The organism is Microbulbifer sp. ABF4_148 (assembly GCF_056158985.1).
Window position 1 is genome coordinate 836900 of record NZ_JBSWUI010000001.1, and the last position, 24160, is coordinate 861059.

The 24160-nt window shown below is 55.0% G+C and carries 17 protein-coding genes; 16 read left to right on the forward strand and 1 reads right to left on the reverse strand.

Translation table 11 applies throughout. The features are described from left to right. Positions 1-80 precede the first annotated feature (80 nt). The 4 genes from ACXAD0_RS03655 (at position 81) to ACXAD0_RS03670 (ending at position 10670) form a co-directional block, all read left to right on the forward strand. Positions 81-5108 (forward strand): hypothetical protein, encoded by a 5028-nt coding sequence (locus ACXAD0_RS03655; RefSeq protein ID WP_475086992.1) that lies wholly within the window; start codon positions 81-83, stop codon positions 5106-5108. A gap of 80 nt (positions 5109-5188) precedes the next feature. After that, positions 5189-7969: a TonB-dependent receptor domain-containing protein gene (locus tag ACXAD0_RS03660; protein ID WP_475086993.1), complete on the forward strand. Its 2781-nt coding sequence runs from the start codon at positions 5189-5191 to the stop codon at positions 7967-7969. 60 nt (positions 7970-8029) lie between these two features. After that, positions 8030-10093: an alpha/beta hydrolase family protein gene (locus tag ACXAD0_RS03665; protein WP_475086994.1), complete on the forward strand. Its 2064-nt coding sequence runs from the start codon at positions 8030-8032 to the stop codon at positions 10091-10093. Continuing rightward, entirely contained in the window at positions 10086-10670 is a 585-nt protein-coding gene (locus tag ACXAD0_RS03670) for an energy transducer TonB (protein WP_475086995.1), read from the forward strand. The genes ACXAD0_RS03665 and ACXAD0_RS03670 overlap by 8 nt, the downstream gene beginning before the upstream one ends. 137 nt (positions 10671-10807) lie before the next feature. Here the strand turns inward: ACXAD0_RS03670 and thiI are convergent, their stop codons facing one another. Then, the gene (gene thiI, locus ACXAD0_RS03675) at positions 10808-12280 is read right to left on the reverse strand and encodes a tRNA uracil 4-sulfurtransferase ThiI (protein WP_475086996.1); all 1473 of its coding nucleotides are present in this window, start codon (positions 12278-12280) and stop codon (positions 10808-10810) included. A 357-nt stretch (positions 12281-12637) separates the two neighbouring features. On the opposite strand from thiI, the gene glnA reads away from it, so the two are divergent. From glnA to ACXAD0_RS03735, 12 genes are all read left to right on the forward strand, one after another. Then, entirely contained in the window at positions 12638-14044 is a 1407-nt protein-coding gene (gene glnA / locus ACXAD0_RS03680; RefSeq protein ID WP_475086997.1) for a glutamate--ammonia ligase, read from the forward strand. Between the two features lie 179 nt (positions 14045-14223). Then, entirely contained in the window at positions 14224-14922 is a 699-nt protein-coding gene (locus tag ACXAD0_RS03685) for a DUF4124 domain-containing protein (RefSeq protein WP_475086998.1), read from the forward strand. A gap of 332 nt (positions 14923-15254) precedes the next feature. Continuing rightward, positions 15255-16319: a nitrogen regulation protein NR(II) gene (glnL, locus tag ACXAD0_RS03690; RefSeq protein ID WP_475086999.1), complete on the forward strand. Its 1065-nt coding sequence runs from the start codon at positions 15255-15257 to the stop codon at positions 16317-16319. A 13-nt stretch (positions 16320-16332) separates the two neighbouring features. Further along, entirely contained in the window at positions 16333-17754 is a 1422-nt protein-coding gene (glnG, locus tag ACXAD0_RS03695; RefSeq protein ID WP_475087000.1) for a nitrogen regulation protein NR(I), read from the forward strand. 618 nt (positions 17755-18372) lie between these two features. Next, positions 18373-18726: a hypothetical protein gene (locus ACXAD0_RS03700; RefSeq protein WP_475087001.1), complete on the forward strand. Its 354-nt coding sequence runs from the start codon at positions 18373-18375 to the stop codon at positions 18724-18726. A 103-nt stretch (positions 18727-18829) separates the two neighbouring features. Further along, positions 18830-19189 (forward strand): Rid family hydrolase, encoded by a 360-nt coding sequence (locus ACXAD0_RS03705; RefSeq protein ID WP_475087002.1) that lies wholly within the window; start codon positions 18830-18832, stop codon positions 19187-19189. Positions 19190-19340: 151 nt separating this feature from the next. After that, positions 19341-19829 (forward strand): hypothetical protein, encoded by a 489-nt coding sequence (locus ACXAD0_RS03710; RefSeq protein ID WP_475087003.1) that lies wholly within the window; start codon positions 19341-19343, stop codon positions 19827-19829. Positions 19830-19960: 131 nt separating this feature from the next. Then, entirely contained in the window at positions 19961-20263 is a 303-nt protein-coding gene (locus ACXAD0_RS03715) for a hypothetical protein (RefSeq protein WP_475087004.1), read from the forward strand. A 551-nt stretch (positions 20264-20814) separates the two neighbouring features. After that, positions 20815-21111, forward strand: coding sequence for a hypothetical protein (locus tag ACXAD0_RS03720; protein ID WP_475087005.1), 297 nt, complete (start codon positions 20815-20817; stop codon positions 21109-21111). Between the two features lie 1119 nt (positions 21112-22230). After that, entirely contained in the window at positions 22231-22665 is a 435-nt protein-coding gene (locus ACXAD0_RS03725) for a hypothetical protein (RefSeq protein WP_475087006.1), read from the forward strand. A 128-nt stretch (positions 22666-22793) separates the two neighbouring features. Beyond that, positions 22794-23159, forward strand: a complete 366-nt coding sequence (locus ACXAD0_RS03730) for a TonB family protein (RefSeq protein WP_475087007.1) — start codon at positions 22794-22796, stop codon at positions 23157-23159. Positions 23160-23291: 132 nt separating this feature from the next. Further along, positions 23292-23834, forward strand: a complete 543-nt coding sequence (locus tag ACXAD0_RS03735; RefSeq protein ID WP_475087008.1) for a hypothetical protein — start codon at positions 23292-23294, stop codon at positions 23832-23834. Positions 23835-24160: the final 326 nt, after the last annotated feature.

Sequence of the window (24160 nt, forward strand, 5' to 3'; positions counted from 1 at the left end):
GCCTCATGGTTCCATGCATCGGTCGGAATTTTTAATAACAGCGATTGAACGCAAAACCAACTCTCTTAGGGAGATTTCCTATGGCCGTAAATCAAGGCTTTCCCAGTGCCCAGAGCCAGCTGACGTCAGCGGTTCGCAAAGCACTCTTTACCTCGGCAGCCGCCACCGCCATTGCGGTAGGCACTCCGGGCTACGCAGCAGCGGCAGAAATCGCCTGCGAGCCAGGTCAAATTGGAATGCCGATGGCCGGTGACAGTGTCACTTGTGCCGGTAACTTTGACGAAACCATTCGCTACGACGTTGTTGATACCACCGTTGTTGATCCGACCACGATGGAAGCGTCCGTGGTCGCTGGCGATGTTACCGTGGTTGTCACCGAGGGCAGCACAGCTTCTGGTATTGCCGTCAGCTCTGTCACCCCGGCCGCGGGCGAAACTGCTGCACAGGGTTCAGTGACTATTTCCAACAACGCCGATATCACCATGTCGGGCGAAGATGGTATCGCCATTGATCCGAGCCACTATGTCACGTTCGACAATATGGGTACGCGGATTACCGGCTCAAACGGTAACTACTCCGGTTACTACATTACCGGAATGCAGTCCCTGGATACGGACGGCCGCACGCTAATTGGCGATCGCACCGATTTCGGTCAGGAAGTCTCTGTCGATGATATCGAAACTTATCTCGGCCTCGACCCGAATGTTGTCGACGTAAGCGCGAAGCCGGGTCCGGAAGAAACCCTGGAAATCCTGGTTGCGGACGTTGGCGAGATCGCCCTGGAAGACGTCGCGGCTGTTTCGGCAGAGGCCGACGCGGGTGATGTCACCGTAAACAATACCGGCGATATCACCGTGGGCAACGGTGCGTCCGTCACTTATGTTTCTGAATACCGCGAGCTGCACGGTGGCGGCAACTTCTGGGATGTCGACACGGACGGTGACGGCGTCAAGGACACGCGTTTCTTCGGTGGCAAGCACCAGCTGTTTATTATTGAGGATGATGTACACACCTCCATCGCTTATGCCGTTGGTATCGATGCCCACAGCAATAGCGGCAACGTTGTTATCAACAACGAAGGCAACTTCATCGGTGGCGATATTACCAAGGCTATCGATGTGTCCACCGTGGATGGCGACATCGCCGTTTCCAATACTGGTGACATCAACGCCGGCGCCAACTCCGTGGGTATTCATGCCTCAGCTGAAGTCCAGACGGAATTGATGACGGAATATTCCGTGGTGAGCGAAGCGCTGCAGGTGAATCCCGGTCGCTTTGGCGCCGAGACGACCTACACCCACACCACCAACATCTACAACGTGGATGTACTGACCGCGGACGGTTCCGATACTGACATCGTGATTGAAAACGCGGGCAATATGAACCTGGGTGCAGGTTCCGAAGGTATTCGCGCAGAAAACCCCTCGGGTAACAGCATCGAGATCAGCAACTCCGGTGATATCACTATCGCTGAAGGTACCGGTGGCAACGGTATCGTTGCAGATACCACTGCGGGACTTGTTACCCAGATTGATGACCCCGAATTGCAAAGTCGCGAGACCGTCTATTACACCGAGGGCGAAGGTGCACCGCGCGCGGGCGAGGACGACTTTAACCAGTACGGTCTCTACTACACCCAGACCATCAACAAGTTTGTGCCGGGTGTTGGTAAATACGCGGCGGAAGTCGACACCAAGCACTTCCTCGAGACCAATACCATCGAAGCACGCGGTTACTTTGACGACCAGGGTGATATCACCATTTCCAATAGCGGCGATATCAATGTGTCCGAAGCGGCCTTCGGTACCGGTATTGCGGCGGTCGGGTTGGGCGATACCACCGTTTACAATGCCGGCAACATCGATATTGGTGTGCGTGGAACCGGTATCTTCAGTGGCGGCACCGGCGAAACCAACATCGACAACAGCGGCAGCATCAACCTGCACGCGGCGGGCGGAACCGGGATCAGCGTTACCGCGATGCCGGGTGCGAACACAGACTCGGTGGAGCTGGTAGGCGCCGGCGCCGACGCAGATGTCGCAGCCACTTACGGTGGTATCCACAGCGGCGACACCAACGTGGTCAACAACGGCGCCATCATGGCAATGACCGATACGGGTGAACTCACCGAGTACAACGAGGCTGGTGCAGTCGAAGCGCGCGCGGCACACAGCTTTGGTATTCGTGTATCGGCGCTCGGCGCAAATATGGCCAATTCTGATGTGAAGTGGACCCAGTATGGCCAGGGTGTCATCGATCACCTGGGTGTGGACGTCGAGATCGACGAGCGCATCGAACTGGATACCGTCAGCATCATCAACAACGGTGATATCGAGCTGTCTGACTTCGCCAACGGCATCGACGTTTCTACCCGCTACGGAACCGTCGTTGTGGAAAACCATGGTTCCGTCACCGTGGGTGATGGTGGCCACTTTGCTGCTGCGGGTACCTATAGTGCTGTCACCAACCACAGCACAGCCATCGAAGCCGACAACTGGGGCATGGAAGGTTTCTCCGACCACTTCATGTTGAATACCGGTGACATTACTGGCGGAGATATGGCGCAGGGCATGGTGTCCTACACCTGGCATGGCTCTTCTTATGTTGTGAACGAAGGCAACATCACCGTTGGTGATGGCCACGTCATTTATGCCGACGACTTCGAGGCCCGTGAGAATAACCACGGTGCGCTCAGCTCTGGTTTGGTGTCTGTCACCGCCGGCGGTTTTGATGCCTATGCAATGGCCCAAAACAGCGGCAATATCACCTCCGGCAACCATTCCTACGGCATGGTGGTGTCCAATGTCTTCACCAATGGCGTGTTGATGACGGAGGAGTTTAACCACATCGGTACCGCGGTTGCGGTCAACGAGGGCGTGATTACCACTGGCGATCACTCCACCGGGATGGCATTGAATGGCTACGTGGTATACGGCCACAACACCGGTACCATCAATATCGGTAGTGGCAACATGTATGACCGCAGCTACGTGAGTGTCGCTGCGGGGATGAAGACCATACAGGGCACTGGCTTCCAGTCGGTGCTGGTGAACTCCGGTGAAATCAATGGTGGCAATGAAGTTGCTGGCATGTTCTCCGAAGCAGCCATTGCCTACGCAGTGCAAAACGAAGAAGGCAGCATTACCGTTCAGGATGATGCCGCTGGCATGGTTTCCCGCGGTTATTTCAGCACCGCTGCAAACCAGGGCATTGTCACCACCGGTGATCGTGCAACCGGTATGCAGGCCATGGGTACGCTCTACTCTGTTGCGTACAACTCTGGTGAGGTCACTGTTGGTGAAGACTCTATCGGTGTCGATGCCTTCGCGGTGAATGCACGCGTGATCAACACCGGCACCATCGTTGCCGGTGATAACTCCACAGCGGTACGCCTGTCATCCGGCGTGATCAACGTTGTTGACGAGAGCGGAGAAGTTGTTGGCCAGCGTGTCGGCTATGTGATTAACGAAGGCACCATCGTTGGCGGTGAGAATGGTCTCGCCGTGGAGTCCACCTCTGATTATGCAGCGATGATCATCAACACTGGCACCATCGATGGCTCGATCAGCATGGGTGCTGGCGATGACCTGCTGTACAACGCAGTGCAGACTGACGAAGACGGTCTTGCCGTTGCGGCAGGCCGCACCATTCTGCGCGACGCCGCCATTGACCTGGGTGCCGGTGTTAACCGTTTCTACAACGTGTTCGGCGATATTATTTTCTCCGGCGAAAGCACCATCGAATTGGGTGACGCGGGTAGCAGCATGGACAACCTTTCTGTCCAGGACAGCTATGTCACCATCAACAGTATCAATGGAGAAACCGGTGATAGCCTGACCATCAACGGTGATGTGAACTTCACCTCCATCCAGGGCCGCAACGGCTTGTTCCTGGTCGACGTGAGCTCCATGGGCAGCGACAGTGTCACCATTAACGGGGATCTGACCGCTGCAGACCAGGTAAATGCCGAAGGCGATACCGTACCGTCCAGCCTGGGCGTTGCCATGAATGTGGTGAACCAGGGCAAGGGCACCGTCACTACCGATGCCGTATTGACGGTCAACGGAGAGGTCGACGTGGCGAACGTGGTGCTGACCGGTATCGGCGGCGAGTTTGCGGACACCATCCTGACCGCAGAGCTGCAGGATAATGGCGAAGGGGAATGGTCTATCTCCTACACCGCCGGCCTGTCCCACCTGGGTACTGCGGCCGCGACCGTTTCCCACCTGGCAGAAGGCCTGTGGTTGCGTTCTGCTTCCTCCTTCCAGGACAGCGAGCGTGCGGCAAACGCCGCAGAAACCCGTGTCGCCGGCTTGGAAGTCTGGACCAATGGTTTCCATAGCGACAGCGATGTGGACAGCCAGGGTGACCTCGCAGAACAGGCCATGGGTTATACCCAGTTGCTGAACGGCACCACCCTGGGGGCAACCTATGCCGCCAAGCTCGGCGATAGCTGGTTCACGGTCACCCCAATGGTCGGCATGGGTTCTGCGGAAAGCAACCAGGTTGAGCAGCAGTCCAACGCGTCGCTGGAAGCGGAAACCCTTGCCATCAGCGGTAGCTGGAGCATGGCCGATTTCTACGCGAGTGCCATGTACCAGAGCATCGACTTTGACGCGGGCATTAATGCCTACAACTCCAGTGGCATGACCTCCGGTAATGCGCACGGTTTCAGCCTCGAAGCTGGCTGGACCTACGCAACCGAGTCTGGCATTGCGCTGACGCCATTTGCGCAGTGGAGCGATGTGAAAGTCGAGATGGACGCATTCACCTCTTCTGACGGTGCCTTTAACTACGCCTACGACCTGGGCAATTCCAAGCAGGCGCGCCTCGGGCTGAACCTGAGCAAATCCTTCAAGGTGAAGGATGGCTTTGTTGTGCCTTACGCGACCTTCTCTGCGGTTGATCTGACCAACGCCAACAATCACGACCTGCACTCCAATGGTGTGTCCTTCGGCAGTGATGTGTCCGGCAGCGGTATGCAAATCGACTTCGGCGTCGACGGCCAATACAAGGCCTGGAGCGTAAAAGGCGGCCTCGGCGTTCACAGCGGCGACGTAGACAAGAATGGCATTAGCGGCCACTTCACGGTTTCTCGCAGCCTGTAAACCCCGTTGGCAGGGGGGCGACGCGTCGCCCCCCAAGTCGAAGATTTTCATTTGGGCTACAAAGCCCACAGGAAAAGATTATGTTTGAGAAAAATAAGCTTTCCATCTGTGTCGTGGCGGCAGTCTGGGGCCTGGCGGCCGCGATGCCGCTATCGGCACAGGAAGACTCTGCTGAGCAGAAGGAAGAAAGCGCTCAGGAGCAATCATCAGAGGCAGGCCAGGCTTCCGAAGACGAGCTTGTGATTCTTCCAGTCAACAAGGACGTCGAGACCATTGAAGTCACCGGATCATTGATTCCGCGCACTTCGTTTGATGGCCCCGACCCCATGACGGTCATCGATGAGGAAGAGATGAAGGCCAAGGGCCTCATGACGGTGGCAGATGTCATCGACTCCTTGTCCGAGAACACCGGCTATCGTGAAGGCGAATCCGGCAACCTTTTGTCCGGCTTTACCGTGGGCGCCAGCGAGGCCAACCTGCGCGGGCTCGGCGCAGGCCGCACACTGGTACTGGTGAATGGCCGCCGGATTGCCGACTATCCGCTGCCGTTTGGTGGCGAGCAAAACGGTGTTGACCTGGGAACCATTCCCGCATCTGCGTTGGCGCGTGTGGAAGTGCTGAGTGGCAGTGCCTCTGCCATTTATGGTTCAGATGCTGTCGGTGGTGTGATCAACCTGATCACCAAGCGCGACATGGAGCAAACCATGCTCACCAGCACCACCGGCGTATTCGAGGAAGGTTATGGTCTGGTTAACCAGACATCCTTTATCACGGGCACCTCGTTTGATCGCGGCTCGGTGACTTTTTCCCTGGAGAAGCTCACAACCGAGCCGGTGACCGCAGATCAGGTAAGCTACCTGGACGACCGAAAGTTCGTCACAAGTGGCATCAATGTGATTCGTCAGGACCTGACCGACGCCTCGACGAATGGCCCGGTATCACCCGCCGGTTATGACTGTGAGTCGGAGCGCATGCTGAGTTCCGAATCCTTTGGCGAGGACGGCAAGCGCATCTGTAACTTCGACACCTCCCGCGGCATCTCCATGTCGGGAGAGTTCGATCGTACCTCGCTGTTTGTCGATGGCCGTTACCAGATCACCGATAACATCAGTGGCTTTGCGACCATCCTGTCGTCCAAGCAGGAAGTGAAGAGCTCTGTTCCGGCAAACCGCTGGAATGGTGCGGTCTATAACGAGGACTTTACCAAGGCAGCGTCTATCTACCGCTCTTTTGGTCCGGACCTCGGTTATACCGACTCCACCTACGACCAGGAAATGTGGACCGTCATGCTCGGCCTGCAGGGGGATATCGAGCTGGGTGCCAGTACCTGGAACTGGGACTTGGGTTACTCCAAGGCGCGTTTCAAAATGGCGCAGACCTTTGCCGCCCTGCGTGCAGACGTTACCCGTGACTGGATTTTTGAGGGTGCCGACTACGTGGAGCTGGCGCCCAATATCTATCAGGTCAGTGATCGCTTCTTTGAAAACGGTTTGGTGAACAATGTGTTCCGCAATGCCGAGGAAGATCGCGATAGCCTGCTGGGGCAGGCAGTCACGTTTGCCGACTCCAGTGCCGAGGCACTGACGGCGAAAGTGGTTGGCGAGATCGGCGATTTCGGCGTGCTGTACAACCCGGTCACCATGGCCATCGTGGCAGACTGGGCCAGCCAGAGTACCGGGATCGACCCGGACGAGCGCTCGCTCGATCTGAACGGTAACGGCTGGCTGAACGTCGGCGCGATCGAAGCCAGTGGTACCCGTAATCGCATGGCTGTGGGCGCAGAGTTCCTGGTCCCGGTTTTCGAGGATCTGGAAATTACCCTTGCGACGCGCTTTGACCGTTATGACGATAGCAGTGCGATCGGTGGCCGGAACACGTCCACTGCGAAGTTTATGTACCAGCCGTTCGACATGCTGAAGCTTCGCGGCCACTGGGCGCAGACTTTCCGCGCACCGGATATGTTCAATATTTACGGTGAGTCCACAGGTTTCCTCGGGGTAACCGATCTACTGGGTGCTGACTGCTTCGATGGAGAAAACTTCACCGGTAGCTGTCCGTCCTACTCAGTGATTTCCACGCGCCGCGGCAGTGATGACTTGCTCGAGGAAAAGGGTAAGGACATTGGCTTTGGTGTGGTATTCACCCCGCTCAACAACGTCAACATGTCCGTCGACTGGTATCAGGTGCGTCTCGACGACCTGGTGCTGACCGAGAGTGCGTATGGCCTGATGACCAACGAATGGCAGTGTGCCACCGGTGGATTGCCATCCGGTAGTCGCTTCTGTCAGGACGTGTTCGATCGGGTGATCCGCGATGAGTCCGGCCGCGTTGAACGCCTGATCATCGAGCCGCAGAACCAGCAATACCGAGAGATGGAAGGTGTCGACGTGCGGATGTCGGCCGGATTTGAATCGGAAAAATTCGGTAACTTCGGCGTTGGCATGAGCTACGTCAACACCCTCAAGCACGAGTGGCAGCAGTTTGCCGGCGATGAGGTGTTCGATCTGCGCCAGGGGCTGCCGGGCCAGTCACTGCCTGCCACGCGCAGCGGTGTCGGTTTCAGCTGGAGCAATCCGCTGAGCGGTTTCAAATCCGTCGGTGCCGGTCTGTTCATTCAGCGCCAGGGTAGTGTGGACAATTTTGTCGGTACCAAGAAGTTGGAACCGCATTACACCGCGAACCTGACTGCGAACTATCGTGTCGACGCACGTCTCAGTGTTGGTGTGGCCATTCAGAACCTGACGAATGCCATGCCCACGACGGACGAGACCAACCCGCGTTGGCCTTACTACTGGAGCCACCTGCAGAGTCCGCTGGGCCGCAGCGTGAACTTCTCCTTCAGTTATTTCATGAGTAACTAACACTCTCTTGATGTGCCGGTCGGCCCCGCTCGCGTTGGGGTCGGCCACAGGAGTAAAACAATGAAAATGACAAAAGCGATGCTGGCCCCTCTGCTGGCCGTAGCCATGTCAGCTTGTGGAGTTTCTGCAAGCGCCGAAGCGGACGCAGAGAAAGCCAAACCTTTTTCGCATATGACGGACTATCCGGTGCCCTATGAGGACCTGTTTCGACCGTCCCCATACACCAATATCCGTATCTCACCGGATGGCAAGCATTTTGCTGCCGGCAAGGTGCGTGAGGATGGGCTGGTCGATGGTGTGATCATCGATCGCAAGACCATGGAAGTGAAGTCGATCCTGCAGCTGAAAGGCACTGTAGGCATCAGCGGAATGCGCTGGGCCAACAACGAGCGGGTGCTATTCAGCTTCAGTTTCAAGTCCGCCACTTCGGAAGGGGTTGGCAGTGGCGGTATTGCGGGCATGAACATCGATGGCAGCCGCAAGGACATCATCTGGCAGGGCACCCACGATTACGGTGGTGCCGAGGGCGGCAGCCTTGCCGGTCGTATCGATGACGAACACTATCGCGTGATGGTTTTTCCGTCCGGTAGCTCGACCAAGTTCCCGCATCTGTACGTGTACAAGATGAACATCTATACCGGTAAAACCACCCGTATAGCCCGCTCACCGATCCGTATGGGCCGACCGATTTTCAACAAAGACAAGGAAATCACCCATTGGGTTGGCGGCCTGCCGTCGAGCTTCAAGCACACCGTGGTTGCCAGCAAGAATACCCGCGGTGACTGGGACGAGCAGGTGTATGACCAGTCCAAGGGTGTGTTTACACCCGTCGGCTGGAGCAAGGACGAAAACTGGTTGTGGTACACCGATACGGTGGAAGCATCTACCAAGGGGCTATACACGGTCAATGTTGAGAGCGGCGAGAAGAAGCTGATCTACCGTCACCCCAAGGTGGATTACGATCGGGTACTGACGGATGACGATGGGTTCCCATGGGGCGCCGTGATCAATTACGACTACCCCGAAGTGGTGTACCTCGACGAGGACAATCACTATGCCAAGACCCACAAGCGGATGCAGGGGACTTTCCCCAATCATTACATCCAGATCGTCAACCGGACCAAGGATGGCAACGAGTGGGTAATTCATGTGCGTGACGACCGTCACCCGGGCAAGTACTACCTGTACAACCAGTTTGACGGGGCGCTGAAGTTCCTGGCAAATCAGGGTGACTGGATCGATCGTGCGGATGTGCCCGCTACCCATCCGTTCCGCTTCAGCGCACGCGATGGTATGGAGATCAACGGGTACATCACCCTGCCGGTGAACAAGCCCGCGAAAAACCTGCCGCTGATCGTCCTGCCCCATGGTGGCCCCCATGGCCCACGGGATTACTGGGGCTACAACAAGGAGCGCATCCTGTTTGCCAATGCCGGTTACGCGGTCATGCATATTAACTATCGCGGTTCCGGTGGCTATGGTCGCGACTTTATGTACGACTGGTATGGTCACTGGGGCCTGGAGATGCAGGACGACCTGACCGATGCAACCTACTGGGCGATCAATTCTGGGATCGCCGACCGGGACCGTATTTGCATGTACGGCGCATCCTATGGTGGTTACGCGACACTGATGGGGCTGGTGAAAGAACCGGACCTGTATCAGTGCGGTATCGGCTATGTGGGCGTGTATGACCTCAATACCATGATGAAGTCCGGTGATGTCGGACTGCGTAAAGCGGGTATCGACTACATGACCGAAGCGTTGGGTGCGACTGAAGAAAAACGTCGTACGCAGTCTTCCACGCCTCATGTGGATCGCATCAAGGCGCCGGTATTTCTGGTGCAGGGTGCACGGGATGTTCGCGCGCACTGGGATCACTACATTGATATGCGAGCGGCACTGATGAATCAGGATCATCGCCTCGAAACACTGGTGGCTCCCCGTGCTGGCCATGGCGCGCGCGAGACCGAAAGTCGCCTCGAGATCTACTGTCGCATGATCGACTTTATGGATCGCCACATTGGTGATCGCAAGCCGATGGATCCGCCCTCAGACCAATGTATCCCCGCAGGGGAAGATGGCCTGGAGTATGAATACTTCAAGGGGGTGCCGCGTGGTTAAGGCATTGTTTGGTGCAATCGCGCTGCTCGGTGCCGGTCAATCCCTGGCGCTTGATTGGCAGCGTCCCGACTGCAGCCGCTATGACCTGGAGTCCCAATGTATCAATGCCTACAAGAACGCTGTGCGCATGGAGCGGCAGAGCGAACTGCGCGAAGCGGGTATCCAGTTCTGGTATTACGAGCGCCCCGATTTTTCCGATAACGAAAACATCGAAAAGGCGTTCGAAGACAAGCTGGAAGGTGCGCTGCTGGTTTCCTTCAATATTGAGAAGGATGGCAGTGTTTCCGGTGTGGCATTGAAAGACCAGACCTCGGAGGAGGTTCTGGTCTACGCCGAGCCGGTACTCGCGGCGGTAAAGAACTGGCAGTTTGTCCCGATCGAAACAGCGGTGCGCGGCAAGGACTGGCTGTTCCCCTTTATCTTCAAGGAAGATCCCTGTGACGAGGGTAAAGATACGGAAGACTGCAAGGATGGTGATGTACCGCAGGGGCCGAAAGGACCCGGGGCGCAGGTCACGTTTTACGGACCCCAGTGGTCCGGTCCGCTCTACGACCTGTTCTTTATCGATACGCCTTGATCGTTGGCCGCTGATCGCGAGCGGCTGATCAAAAGTCCTGTGGCCAGCCTGGCCATGGGCATCCCCCAGCAGGCCCGGTATGGATACCGGGCCTTTTTATTTGGTGGCCACACCGCGTTATTGGGGGTGCTGCACCGTTACTTGGTGCGGTGGGGAATCTCCGGGCGATACACGCCGACATTGCCGTAGCCATCGTCCAGCAGGTGTGAGGCATGCAGGCGGCTCATGACCCCACGGGAACAGTACAGCAGATACTGTTTGTCCTGGTCGAGCTTGGCAAATTCCCGATTGAGTCGATAGAAGGGGATGTGCTCCACTTCAGTACCGTCAATTTCCAGCGGATCCACATCCTCTTCATCCGGATGGCGGATATCCAGCACGATGGCATCGCCGGCTTCCGCCAGAATCTGTACTTCCGGCGCCTCGCCATCGACTTCCTCGATCACCTCGTCAATGTTCTGCCGCACGCGGTTAGCGACGGCGCGATCGAGGATGGCGAAGTCGAAGCGCTGTTCCTCGCTCTCGATTTTTTCAAAGCGGGCACGGGTGGTGGGCTTCACCGAAATGACCCCGCAGTACTCCGGCATGGCTGCAGCAAACTCTTCGGTACCGATCTCGCGGGCGGTACTGATGATGTCGTTCTTGTCACTGGTAATCAGAGGACGCAACACCAGGGTTTCGGTCACGCTGTCGATTACTTTCAGGTTGCGCAGGGTCTGGCTGGAGACCTGGGCGATAGCCTCGCCGGTCACCACGGCATCCACCTCCAGCTCCGCGGCAATGGCGGTGGCGGCGCGCAGCATCATGCGCTTGAGGATCACACCCATCTGCGAATCGTCGACCCGCTCGAGAATCTCTGCCACGACCTCGTCGAACGGTACCGTGACGAAGCACACCCGGTGCGACGAGCCAAACTTGTTCCACAGGTAATAAGCGACTTCTTTCACGCCGAGCTCATGCTGGCGGCCACCCAGGTTGAAGAACAGGAAGTGGGTGCGAATCCCGCGCTTCATGGTCAGGTAGCTGGAGACGGTGGAGTCGAAGCCGCCGGAGATCAGTGACAGCACCGCATCCTGGGTGCCCAGCGGGAAGCCGCCGAGGCCCTGGTGGGTTTCCTCCACCACGTTGAGTTTGTCGTGGCGCACCTCGAGGCGCACCGTGATGTCGGGGTGTTTCAGCTTCACTCCCGCCGCGCCGGTATTCTTGTTGAGACCACCGCCCACGTACTGCTCGACATCCAGCGACTGGAAGTCGTGCTTGCCGCTGCGCTTGACCCGTACACAGAAGGTCTTGCCGTCCAGCTTGTCGCCCCACACCGAATAGGTTTTTTCATACATATCGTGCAGGTCACCCAGCGGGAACTGGCGCACGCGGGCGAAGTTGGCGATGCCGGGGGTATGCGCCAGCACCTCTTCGATGCGCGCCGACAGGTGTGCAACCGCATCGGGGGCGATCACTTCGATCTTTTCCCAGTCTTTGATCACCTTGATGCGGTCGTCCAGCCTGCGCAGCTGGTGGCGCAGGTTGTCCGCCAGCTGGCGCGACATGCGCTTGCGCACCGGGTTACTTTTGATGGTGATCTCTGGGAAGAATTTGACGACAAAATGCATGGAATTCCGGGGTCTGCCGTAAGTTGGTAATGAGGCGCGAATTATAAACAGACGCGGGCCAATTTCACCGTGGCGACAAAATGCACCACAAAAGTGCTCGCGCTGTGCTGGTGGCACTATAATGGTGCGCTAGCGTTTGGTCGGTTTGCACCGGTTGTGCAGGGCTGGCCGATATGGGGCACAGAGGCCCCGGTACGCGCGGGTCGGCGCCTAATCCCCGTGGTTGCCCCAATTTGGCACACTCCTTGCTTCGAATGAGCCCATGAGTTTTGCTCACGACCAATAAGCCGCCGTAGGGATTGGCCAGCCGGCCTGAAACACAGCGACTAATAACTTCCCGAAACCTGGAGGACAGCAATGTCAGCGAAAACGCTTGGTTTGATTAAAGACAGTGAGGCCAAATGGGTAGACCTGCGCTTCACCGATACCAAAGGTAAAGAACAGCACGTATCCATCCCGACTTCTGAAGTTGATGGCGAGTTCTTCGAAGAAGGCAAGATGTTTGACGGTTCTTCCATCGCTGGCTGGAAAGGCATCAACGAATCCGACATGATCCTGATGCCGGATGACGAGACCGCTTTCCTGGACCCGTTCACCGACGAAACCACCGTTATCCTGCGTTGTAACATCGTTGAGCCGTCCACTGGCCAGGGTTACGAGCGCGACCCGCGTTCCATCGCCCTGCGCGCTGAGGAATACCTGAAGTCTACCGGTCTGGGTGACACTGCGCTGTTCGGTCCGGAGCCCGAGTTCTTCGTATTCGACGACATCACCTGGGGCGCTGAGATGGGTGGTGCTTTCTACAAGATCAACTCTGAGGAAGCGGCCTGGGCCTCCGGTGCTGCTTACAACGAAGGCAACATCGGCCACCGTCCGGGCGTAAAGGGCGGTTACTTCCCGGTACCTCCGGTTGACTCCCTGCACGACGTACGTGCTGCCATGTGTTCCGCCATGGAGCAGATGGGCCTGGAAATTGAAGTGCACCACCACGAAGTGGGTACTGCCGGCCAGTGTGAGATTGGTGTTGGCGCCAACACCCTGACCAAAAAAGCGGACGAGGTGCAGATCCTCAAGTACGCGGTACACAACGTAGCGCACGCTTACGGCAAAACCGCTACCTTTATGCCGAAGCCGCTGGTAGGCGACAACGGTTCTGGTATGCACATCCACCAGTCTTTCAGCAAAGACGGTGTTAACCAGTTCGCTGGTGATGCCTACGCTGGCCTGTCTGAAACTGCCCTGTACTACATCGGCGGTATCATCAAGCACGCGCGTGCCCTGAATGCCTTCGCTAACGCTTCTACCAACTCCTACAAGCGTCTGGTTCCTGGCTTCGAAGCCCCGGTTATCCTGGCTTACTCTGCGCGTAACCGCTCTGCTTCCATCCGTATCCCGTACGTGCCTTCCCCGAAAGGCAAGCGTATTGAAGCGCGCTTCCCGGATCCCACCGCTAACCCGTACCTGGTGTTCGCTGCCATGCTGATGGCTGGCCTCGACGGCATCAAGAACAAGATCCATCCTGGCGACGCAGCCGACAAGGATCTGTACGACCTGCCGGCGGAAGAAGTGGCCGAGTACCCGACTGTTGCTTCCAGCCTGGAACAGGCTCTGGACGCACTGGACGCGGACCGTGCCTTCCTGGTTGAAGGTGGCGTATTCTCCGACGACGCGATCGACGCTTACATCGAGCTGAAGCGCGAAGAAGTTGAGCGCCTGAACATGACCACTCACCCGGTCGAGTTCGACATGTACTACTCCGTGTAAATACACGCAGCAGTCACATGCGAAAAACCCGCGCCTCGGCGCGGGTTTTTTTATGCGTGGCCGCTGGGTCGACAGTTGCAGGCCGTTCGGCGGCCCGAACTGGCACGGGCTTCCCTCGCAGCCTGCTAGCCTTAATAATGACCGCAGCTTTTGTGTCACACCGATTGCGAGGGACGCCCATGCGGACATTCTGCAAAGCCATCACCGTCGCCGCCACGCTTCTGATGCTGGCTGCCTCTTTTGCCGTGAGCGCAGGGGATTCCGGCACTGTGCGCCTGGAGCCGCCGAGCAATGGCACGACCATCTACAAGGTGGTGCATCCGGATGGCACGGTTACCTTCAGCGATACGCGTCCGGCCAGCGGCAAAGTGGAGAAGATTCAGATAGGCCCGACCAACGTGCAGCGCGTGGCGGCCAACCGGCCGCTGCCCACGCGCAAGCTCTCCCCCAGAGACAAAACTCCGCAGGCGGTCGCGGATACCCGCCCGGTACCGCAGGGGCCCATTAGCTTTTCGATTGTCAGCCCGGCCAATGATGCGACCATTACGCCGGGACAGCGCTTTATCGTGCTGGAAGTGGCCATCAATCCACTGCCAGTTGGTGGGCATCAGTTCTTTGCCGTCGTGGATGGCCAGCCCTGGCAGGGCGGCTCCTCCGGCACCAGCCTCGATTTGTCGGCGCTGGAGCGCGGCAGCCACCAGATCAGCGCGGTGCTCACTGACATGAACGGCCAGGTGCTGGCCCGTTCGCAGACTATTACGGTGCACGTGAAGCGGCCGTCCTCCCTGGTACCCGATTTCGCTGCCCCGCGTGCCCCCCAGGCACCGAAAGCGCCACCGGCTCAGGGGTTGATACCGAACCGCCAGCCGCGTCGCTAGCCTGACCATAGCGCCATTTTCGAACCGGTTGGCGCGGACAAGCCGTCTGCGCCACCTTCTCATCGCTTCCCTCCCGCCCCAACACAGCGCCCGTCGGCGAAAAGCTCCCGACAATGAGGCGCCATAGCTGGTCATTTTTTACTCAATGCACCATAATGGTGCCCTTTTCCGGCGGTGCCAGTGAATGGACCGCGACGGGATCACCGAAATCACGCCAGTGCGCCATTTTGGTTTGCTTCTTGCACTGTCCATAACAGAACTGCGTCGGCACAGGCCATCGGGTGTTTGAATGCCCGCCAGTCCCGGCGCGACAAACTCAGGAATACACACGCATGCTGAATGACCGCCAGTTGCGCCAGCTACTGGATAACCTGTCATCCGCTGTTCTGGTGCTGGATGGCGAGCTGTCGCTCTGCTACCTCAATACGGCTGCGGAGAACCTGCTGTCGGCATCCAACGCCCGGGTCGCGGGGCGTCCACTGCTGGACGTGGTGTACGAATCACAGGAGGCGTTGCAGGCCATGCGTGCCGCGCTGGAGCACGGACAGCGGTATACCGTGCGCCGCGCCATCTGGCGATTGCACAACCTGGAAACCAGTACGGTTGATTACTCCGTAACGCCGGTGCTGGAGCAGGGCGTATTGCTGCTCGAAGTGCAGACCATGGATCGCATGCTGCGTATTGCGCGGGAAGACGCGCTCATCGATGCGCAGGAGACCACCCGCAACCTGGTGCGGGGCATGGCCCACGAAATTAAGAACCCGCTCGGCGGGATCCGCGGCGCAGCGCAGTTAATGCAGCGCGAGCTGCCGGACCCGGAGCTGGCGGAATACACCAACATCATCATTGACGAGGCCGACCGACTGAGAAACCTCGTGGACCAGCTGTTGGGGCCGCACCAGCCGGCCAACGTGCAGCCGCTGAATATCCACGAAGTGACCGAGCGGGTGGCGCAACTGGTGGAAGTGGAGTGCGACGGCGAGCTGGAAATCCAGCGCGACTATGACCCGTCGATTCCGGATGTGCCGGGTGATCGGGAGCAGCTCATTCAGGCAATCCTGAATATTGCCCGCAATGCCATGCAGGCGCTGAACGAGAGTATTGGCCTGGCCGCCGGTGAACTCACGCTGCGCACCCGCGTGCAGCGCCAGTTCACCATTGGACGCCGCCAGTGTCCGCTGGTCTGCCGCATAGAAATAGAAGACAACGGCCCGGGGATCGACGAAGAGATCCTCGAGCAAATTTTTTATCCAATGATTTCCGGTCGAGCCGAAGGCTCCGGTCTCGGCCTGTCCATTTCGCAGAACATCATCAATCAGCACCGCGGGCTGATTAAGTGTGACAGTCGCGCAGGGCAAACCATCTTCCAGGTGTATTTGCCCCTGAGCCACGAGTAAGCAGAGAACGAGAATGAACATGAGTAACCGGGTTTGGATTATCGACGACGACCGTTCTATTCGCTGGGTGCTGGAACGCGCGCTCTCTCGCGAGGGCTTTGATACCAAGTGCTACGAGAGCGGTGACCGCGCGCTCGACGATTTCTACAGCGACTCCCCGGACGTCGTCATCAGCGATATTCGCATGCCCGGTTCCGATGGCTTCAAACTGCTGCAGCGCTTCCAGGCCGAGCGCCCTGCACTGCCCATTATTATCATGACTGCCCACTCCGACCTCGACAGCGCGGTGGCGGCCTATCAGGGCGGTGCGTTTGAATACCTGCCCAAGCCCTTCGATGTCGATGAAGCGGTTGCGGTAACCCGCCGTGCGCTGGCCCATGCCAACGAGCAGGAAGGGCCCGAGGCCACCAGTATCGAGACGGGTGCGGCGAATAAAGAAATCATCGGCGAAGCACCGGCGATGCAGGAAGTCTTCCGTGCAATCGGCCGTTTGTCGCATTCCAATATCACCGTACTGATCAATGGCGAATCCGGTACCGGTAAAGAGTTGGTTGCGCAGGCACTGCACAACCATAGCCCGCGCAAACACAAGCCATTTATCGCGCTGAACATGGCCGCGATTCCCAAAGACCTGATGGAATCCGAACTGTTTGGTCATGAGAAAGGGGCATTCACCGGTGCAACGGCACAGCGCGCCGGCCGTTTCGAGCAGGCCGACGGCGGCACCCTGTTCCTGGATGAAATCGGCGATATGCCGGCCGAGACCCAGACCCGCCTGTTGCGTGTGCTCGCCGACGGCGAGTTCTATCGTGTTGGTGGCCACACCCCGGTGAAAGTCGATGTGCGCATCATTGCCGCTACGCACCAGAACCTGGAAAAACTGGTGGAAGACCACCGTTTCCGGGAAGACCTTTTCCATCGCCTCAACGTAATTCGCATCCACATCCCGCGCCTGGCGGATCGCCGTGAAGACATCCCGCGCCTGGTGCGCCACTTCTTCAACAGTGCGGCCAAGGACCTGGGGGTGGAGCCAAAGATCCTGCTGAAGGACACCGAAGAATACCTGTCCGGCCTGGATTGGCCGGGTAACGTGCGTCAGCTGGAAAATACCTGCCGCTGGATCACCGTGATGGCCTCCGGCCGCGAAGTGCACGTCGAAGACCTGCCCCAGGAACTGCACCAGCAAACCGCTACCAGCGCGACGCCCACACAGGACTGGCAAAAGGCCCTGCGCTTATGGGCGGATCAGGCACTCGCTACCGGTCGTCGCGAAATTCTCAGTGAGGCGGTGCCGCAATTTGAGCGCGCCCTCATCGAGATCGCCCTCAAACATACCGCCGGTCGCAAGCGCGACGCCGCCGAGCTCCTCGGCTGGGGGCGCAACACGCTCACCCGCAAACTCAAAGAGCTGGGTATGAACGGCGAGGGCGAGTAAGGCCTCCCCTCCCCACCTGGTTACTTCTCGGAATCCGGCGCCGTCAAAGGCGCCGGAAAAAACCTTTCCCTTTAATCACCTGCTATCCGCTTAGTGCAATCGCAGATATAGCGCATGACTAAATGTCCCGTTATATGGCTGCACTCTAGCGATGAGCCGCCTAAGAAAAATCCCTGAAAGGCGATGGATTGGTGGGCCTGGCGTGCACTGCGTAAACATCAAGATAGGACAGCTCGATTCCCCGAGACGTCGCAGACGAATAGCTTCCCCGAATTGCCTCTTTTGCTGCCTGTGTACGGTATCCTTCCGTCAAAGACCGTATTGAAAAGCCCGAATTAATGAGCCATGGCTCACATTCACGGAAAATCTTCTCTAACCTGTTGATTTCATTGGGCAGGAAATGTGTTCAAGAGCCACATGTGAAATCAGGCGACTTGAGCCACTGGCTCACTATCACTGGTTGCCAAATGACCCGAAATCTATAACCTGTTGTAAATATTGGCTTTTATCTGAGCTTCGCGCGGGGTCTTCCAGAAATAGTAGCCAAATGGATAATGAGCCACTGGCTCTTTAATAAACTGTTATGTGCTTCTTAATACATAGATCTGGTTTGTATACATGAGCAAGGTTTGGCGAGAACTTTCTGATCCGACCAAGCATCGTGATTTCATGACTTATGTGAATGTCGGAGGGGTACCGGTTGAGAAAACTAAGGACAACCTAATTAAAAATTGGGTTTACTTTGCAGAGGTCAAAGGGTTTACATTTACTTTCGTTGGCATCGATCAAGTATGTGAGGCGAGAGAATATTTTTCAAAGAAAATTCATCCCTCTACACGCGATCCGAACGTGTACAAACATTGGTATTTTGTTTGGTATAGTCGATTGCCAAAAGGTTTAAAAAGAGAAGTAAACCGACAGCTTATTCTGAAGAGGTTGGACGAAATAATCTCCAAGTGGGGACGCACATAACAAGCGGCTGTTGCCGCCCCTGCGGGGCTGGGACGGCCTTTCCGCTGCTTCGCAGCTACAAGTCCGCCCCAAAGCCGGGCGTTAACAGTCAATGAGTATTTCCATGATCGAACGAGTAGCTGGAATTTATAAAGGAAGAAATAAGTCTTCTGCATACAAAGATCTCGTTTTCTCCGTAGCTACTTCACCAAATACAGATGTCGGTACGAAAGAGCAAACACGGCAAGCTCTTGCGGTAATATCGGAGAATTTGAAAGAGCTTGGTTCAAGTAAGGAGCACATCCTTTCGGCCCAGGTGTTCATTGCAAGAATGCATGAAAAATCGCAAATGGATGAAGCCTGGTGTTCTTGGATTGGCGACAATCAAGCCAACTGGCCACAGCGCGCATGTTTAGGGGTGGATCTTGAAGGTAATGTGCTCGTAGAAGTTACTGTAGTAGCGGTTAGGGCCCCAGACTGTTAACAAGGCCGGGCAATTTGCTCCGGGCCTTCGGCCCTCCGCGGGACAGCTTACCTTGTGCACCTTTTGCGCAGGTCGCTTCGCTCCCATTTTTGCGCAAAATGCGCACAAGGTAAGCTGCCTTTGCCGGCGGCGTTATGGTTCCTTAGAGCCCATGAAAAATTTCATACTTTTGCTCGCTGTCTTCCCAATGTTTGCAGCTGCTTATGACACAACCAAATTGCACTCTCATCATGTCTATGTAGAGGGAGTTCTTCCTGAGCCATATAAAAATGTGTCTGTGAAAATAGATCTAGATCCGGAAAATGATGATCTAAAAAATATTTCTCTGACTGTAGATGGAAAGCTACTCAGTTTCTCCGAGTCGGAGAGGGCAAAGCTTACTGATCTTGATTTGCAAACAATGGAAATTGAGCACGGCATTTTTAGTGCCCATGATAGCGAGATGGGTGATGTTCTTTATATAAAAATTGCAAAAGGAAAGAGAAAGTCAATGAATTGCAATTTTGACAAAGAAGATCTAAACCATGGGGTCTACGATGTTGCATTAATCCAGTATAACTTCGAAGATCCACCGATTGTGCGGTTGGATAATCCGTACAAGTACTATCGGGATCGCTACCTTTGGTGCTTCGAGGAATGAAAAACCATAACAAACAGCGGCAGAGCGACAGCCAACGCTACGCACTTTTTGTGTTACTCGCTGGCGCTCAAACATTAACACAAAAAGTGCTCCGCGCTGGCTGCGCCTGCGCTGGGCGTTATGTGTGAATCATGAACAAGCTTGAGAAGCTAACTGACGCCCTCGGAGCCGCTGCGGACTACTTTGATTCTCGTGGCTTTCAATCATGGTCTACCGAGGCACGTGACTCGATTAAGATGATTGAGTTAGGCGATACTACGGTAATTGAAAATCTCTACCTTAAGTACGCCCCTACATGCGAAGTGGAAGAGCTTTTCATCACCGAATATGAACTCGAGGATGAAGCTAAGGTTAATGATCTAAATCAGGCTTTATCTGCTGTCATCAGAAATACATACTGGGCTTTAGAGCATGCTCGAAACGAAAACACATAACAAGCCGCAGCAATCGCTCCCGTTGGTCGCTGGGATAGCCAAAACGCTGCGCTTTTTTGTCTGCCCCTGTGCGGGGCGTTAAGGTACCCAAAATGAGTCGACTATCGAAGGCCATCGACAACTTGGGCATGATACGGTTGCTAAATCTAAATGGCCGCGAAATTCGGTTCGCGTTACTTTTGCGAAAAGAAGATTGGCGGGGATTGGCAGCTCCATGGTGGCGGGGTAAGAGTGCTTCCATTGCCGGGGTGGATCTAGACGGTAATTTTCTATTATGTAAAAGCTCAGGTGAGTTTGTGCTTTGGGATCACAGCTTAGCTATGGAAGTTTTTGTATCCCAAAATCTGGATGACCTGTTATCTAGTCTTGAGCTCGACCTGTCCAATGTACCTTAAAAATGCCGGGCAATTTGCTCCGGGCCAGTGGCCCTCCGCGGGACAGCTTACCTTGTGCACCTTTTGCGCAGGTCGCGTTGCTCCCATTTTTGCGCAAAATGCGCACAAGGTAAGCTGCCCCTGCCGGCGGCGTTATGTGTTCTACTGAGTGAAGCTGTGAAAAAAGTTTTTGTTTATGGTTTTAAAGGTGTATTCAGCGGCGAGTCTTCGTACAAATATCGTTTTCCCGAGGAAGGAAAAGAGCTGAAAGCTATCCTCTTGCTTGCACAGAGGAGCAATACCGAAAATTTTGAGCTTGCTAGTACGGAAATTGAGCCATACGGGTTTAAATATATCAGTGATCTCAGAGGCGCTGAGCTAAAAGTAGAGTCGCTGAATAGTCCGTCTGGTGTTAAATTCCAACCATATTATGAAGAAGCAATAGAGCAGGGTAGCTCGCTTGCAGTTTACTAAAACACATAACAAGCACGGGCAGTGAAGCTCCGGCCCTTTGGGCCTCCGCGGGACGGCTTACCTTAAGCACGTTTTGCGCGGTCGCTTCGCTCCCATTTTCGCGCAAAAAGCGCATAAGGTAATCCGCCCCTGCCGTGGGCGTTAGATTTCTATGGCCAGGTCTATATCAGCTGTTCTTCTAGTAATCTTGATGTTGTTTGCTATGAAGCAGTGGATGCTTTCCAAAGATAAGCAAGAGCAGCTTGCGAGATACAATGGAATTGGAACAGCAGAGCAATGCGTGTCGGTTGGTGGAGAGTTTCGCCCAGTGTGCTTGTCGGGTCACGAGATGTGTATTGTGGACTACACAGATGCCGGGAAGTCGTGCTTAAGTAGCTCGCAGTGCCAGGGTGAATGTAGGGTTTCAGAGAGTAAGGCTGGCAATGTTTTTGCCGTAGGGCAGTGCTCTAAATCCAATAATCCCTGTGGTTGCTGGGCAAATGTCGAGTTAGGTATGGTAAACCATGCAATTTGCTCCGACTAAATCTAACAAACGCAAGCAGAATGCTACGGCCCTTTGGGCCTCCGCGGGACGCCCAACGCCATGCACGTTTTGTGCGGGTCGCTGCGCTCCCAGTTTCGCACAAAACACACATAGCGTTGGTCGCCCCTGTTGCGGGCGTTATGAGTAAAGCATGAACGAGATCATCGCAATACTTCTAGTTCCATTGGTGGCAGCCATGTTCTGTATGGTTCCGGTTTGGTTCGTGGTTGTTTCTAAATACTTTTCCTATCTCAGAGAGCATCATCCAGAGACTTATAGGGAAATGGGGCAACCTACATTGTTCTCAAATAATACGCCTTCCAACAATGTGTCGTTCTTAAGATATATCTTTGGTAATTCGTATTTAGCATCAGGTGATAGTCTGTTGGTTTCAAAGAGTCTTTTCCTTAAAAGGTTCTTCTGCAGTTGCCTAGTCATATTTATTACAGTTATTGTGGGGGTAGCAGGGCTTGGTCACTCATAACAAAGCAATGGTGCAACAGCCCAGCAAGCTGGGCTTGGACCTCCGTTCCAGGCCTTCGGCCTTCCGCTACGGCCGCACATTGCGGCGTTATGAGCCTAGATGGATATTGTAGATGCAAGTAATTCCCGGAGTTGGAACAGACATCATTCAATTTGGGGTTGCGGAAGCTGAATCTATAGCTTTGCTAGGTCAACCTGATAAAACATATCGAACAGATGAAGGTTGTAAAAGACTGCAGTTCAATAGACTACGTTTAGAGCTGTCATTTGAGCCGGAGAATGATTATCGCCTAGGCTGGATTGAGATCCATAATCCTGAGATATCCCTAGGCGGTCGAAAAATAATTGGCACACCACAAGAAAATGCTTTGGCCTACGTTACAGATTTTTTGAAGGAGCAGCCTGAACTTGAAGATTATGGTTCATTTGTTTCTGTATCGTACGAAAAGCATTGGTTAGAGTTACAGTTTCAATTTGGCCGCCTTGATTGTGTAAATCTCGGGGTGCTTTACGATGAAGCAGATAGCCCGAGGTGGCCCAGCTCATAACAAGCAGCGGCAGAGCGACAGCCAACGCTACGCACCTTTTGCGTTGCTCGCTGGCGCTCAAACATTAACACAAAAGGTGCTCCGCGCTGGCTGCGCCTGCGCTGGGCGTTAAGCCTTACAAGGAAACTATGAAGATCATCAAAAGAATCGCCGTTATTGCGTGTTGTTTCTATCTTGCTCAATGTACGTCAGCATATGTCCCCGATGTTTCTAGAGAAATGGTCTTCTTGGGAGCTGTGCAGCCTGTCGTTAAAGTTTCGCCCGCGTACCCAAAGAACGCTGCATATGCAGGATATGAAGGTAACGTTCTCATGTCATTTGCAGTGGACGGAAATGGAAGTGTTAAAAATATCCATGTTGAAGAGGCAGACAATAACGTCTTTATTGAGCCGGCAAAAAGTGCTCTTAGTAAGGCCAAGTTTATTCCTCATAAGGCGGCAGGGATGAGCTTCCAAGCTTTGGCAAAGTTCAGGCTTAACAATGCCAGGCAATGAAGCTGCGGGCCTTCGGCCCTCCGCGGGACAGCTTACCTTGTGCACCTTTTGCGCAGGTCGCTTTGCTCCCATTTTTGCGCAAAATGCGCACAAGGTAAGCTGCCCCTGCTGGCGGCGTTATACGGAAAAATAGTGAAAAAACTCTATCTATCGCTTGTGATTTTTTTAGTTTCAGATGCTTGTTTTGCAAATGAACTGGTTGTTTCATACGGACCATATGCCACCATTAAAGCTGATACAGATGAAAGTGAAATTAATGGAAATCCATATTCACATTTGAACTTGGATTCCCGGGGAGCAAAGGGTGTACGCTGGGTCAGTCGCTCAAAGTTGTATTATCTCGATCTAACTCTGCTTGATCCAAAAAAAGATATTCACAGTGAGTATAGGAGCGACTATAAGTCCCTATCGGCTGGGATTCGTTTATTTCGAGATTACGCTATTGACGAAAGGTTAGGTGCGTACTTGGGTTGCTCGACTGGAGTTGGTGCTGCCGATTTCGGTATTGAGGCAAATAAAGTTAGATCTATGGCTGAGGCATCTTTTAAGGGCGGTTTGATTTTTAACGATAAGTTTACAGTTGGCCCTGAAGTAAAGTTTCAGTTTGTTGGAAGTCCTGGTGAAACCGCGGCCCGTGTTTTCTTGTTCAACCTCAATGCGGGCATCAGGTTCTGACGTATAACAAACAGCGGAAGAACGACAGCAACACTACGCACCTTTTGTGTTACTCGCTGGCGCTCAAACATTAACACAAAATGCGCTCCGCGCTGGCTGCGCCTGCGCTGGGCGTTAACCCTTGGGGTGTGCAATGTCAATTATGGCACTGGTTTTCACTGAATTATTTTTCGTAGATTATAATTTTCGATGGAAGGCTGAGGAGCTAGTTAGTAAGACAATTTCAGGTGAACTTTGGCCGTTTTCCCCAAATGATTCTAAGGCCTTTGAGGATATTTTTGGTTACGTTGAAGATGGCGGTAAGTGCTCTATTCATCGTATTCGAA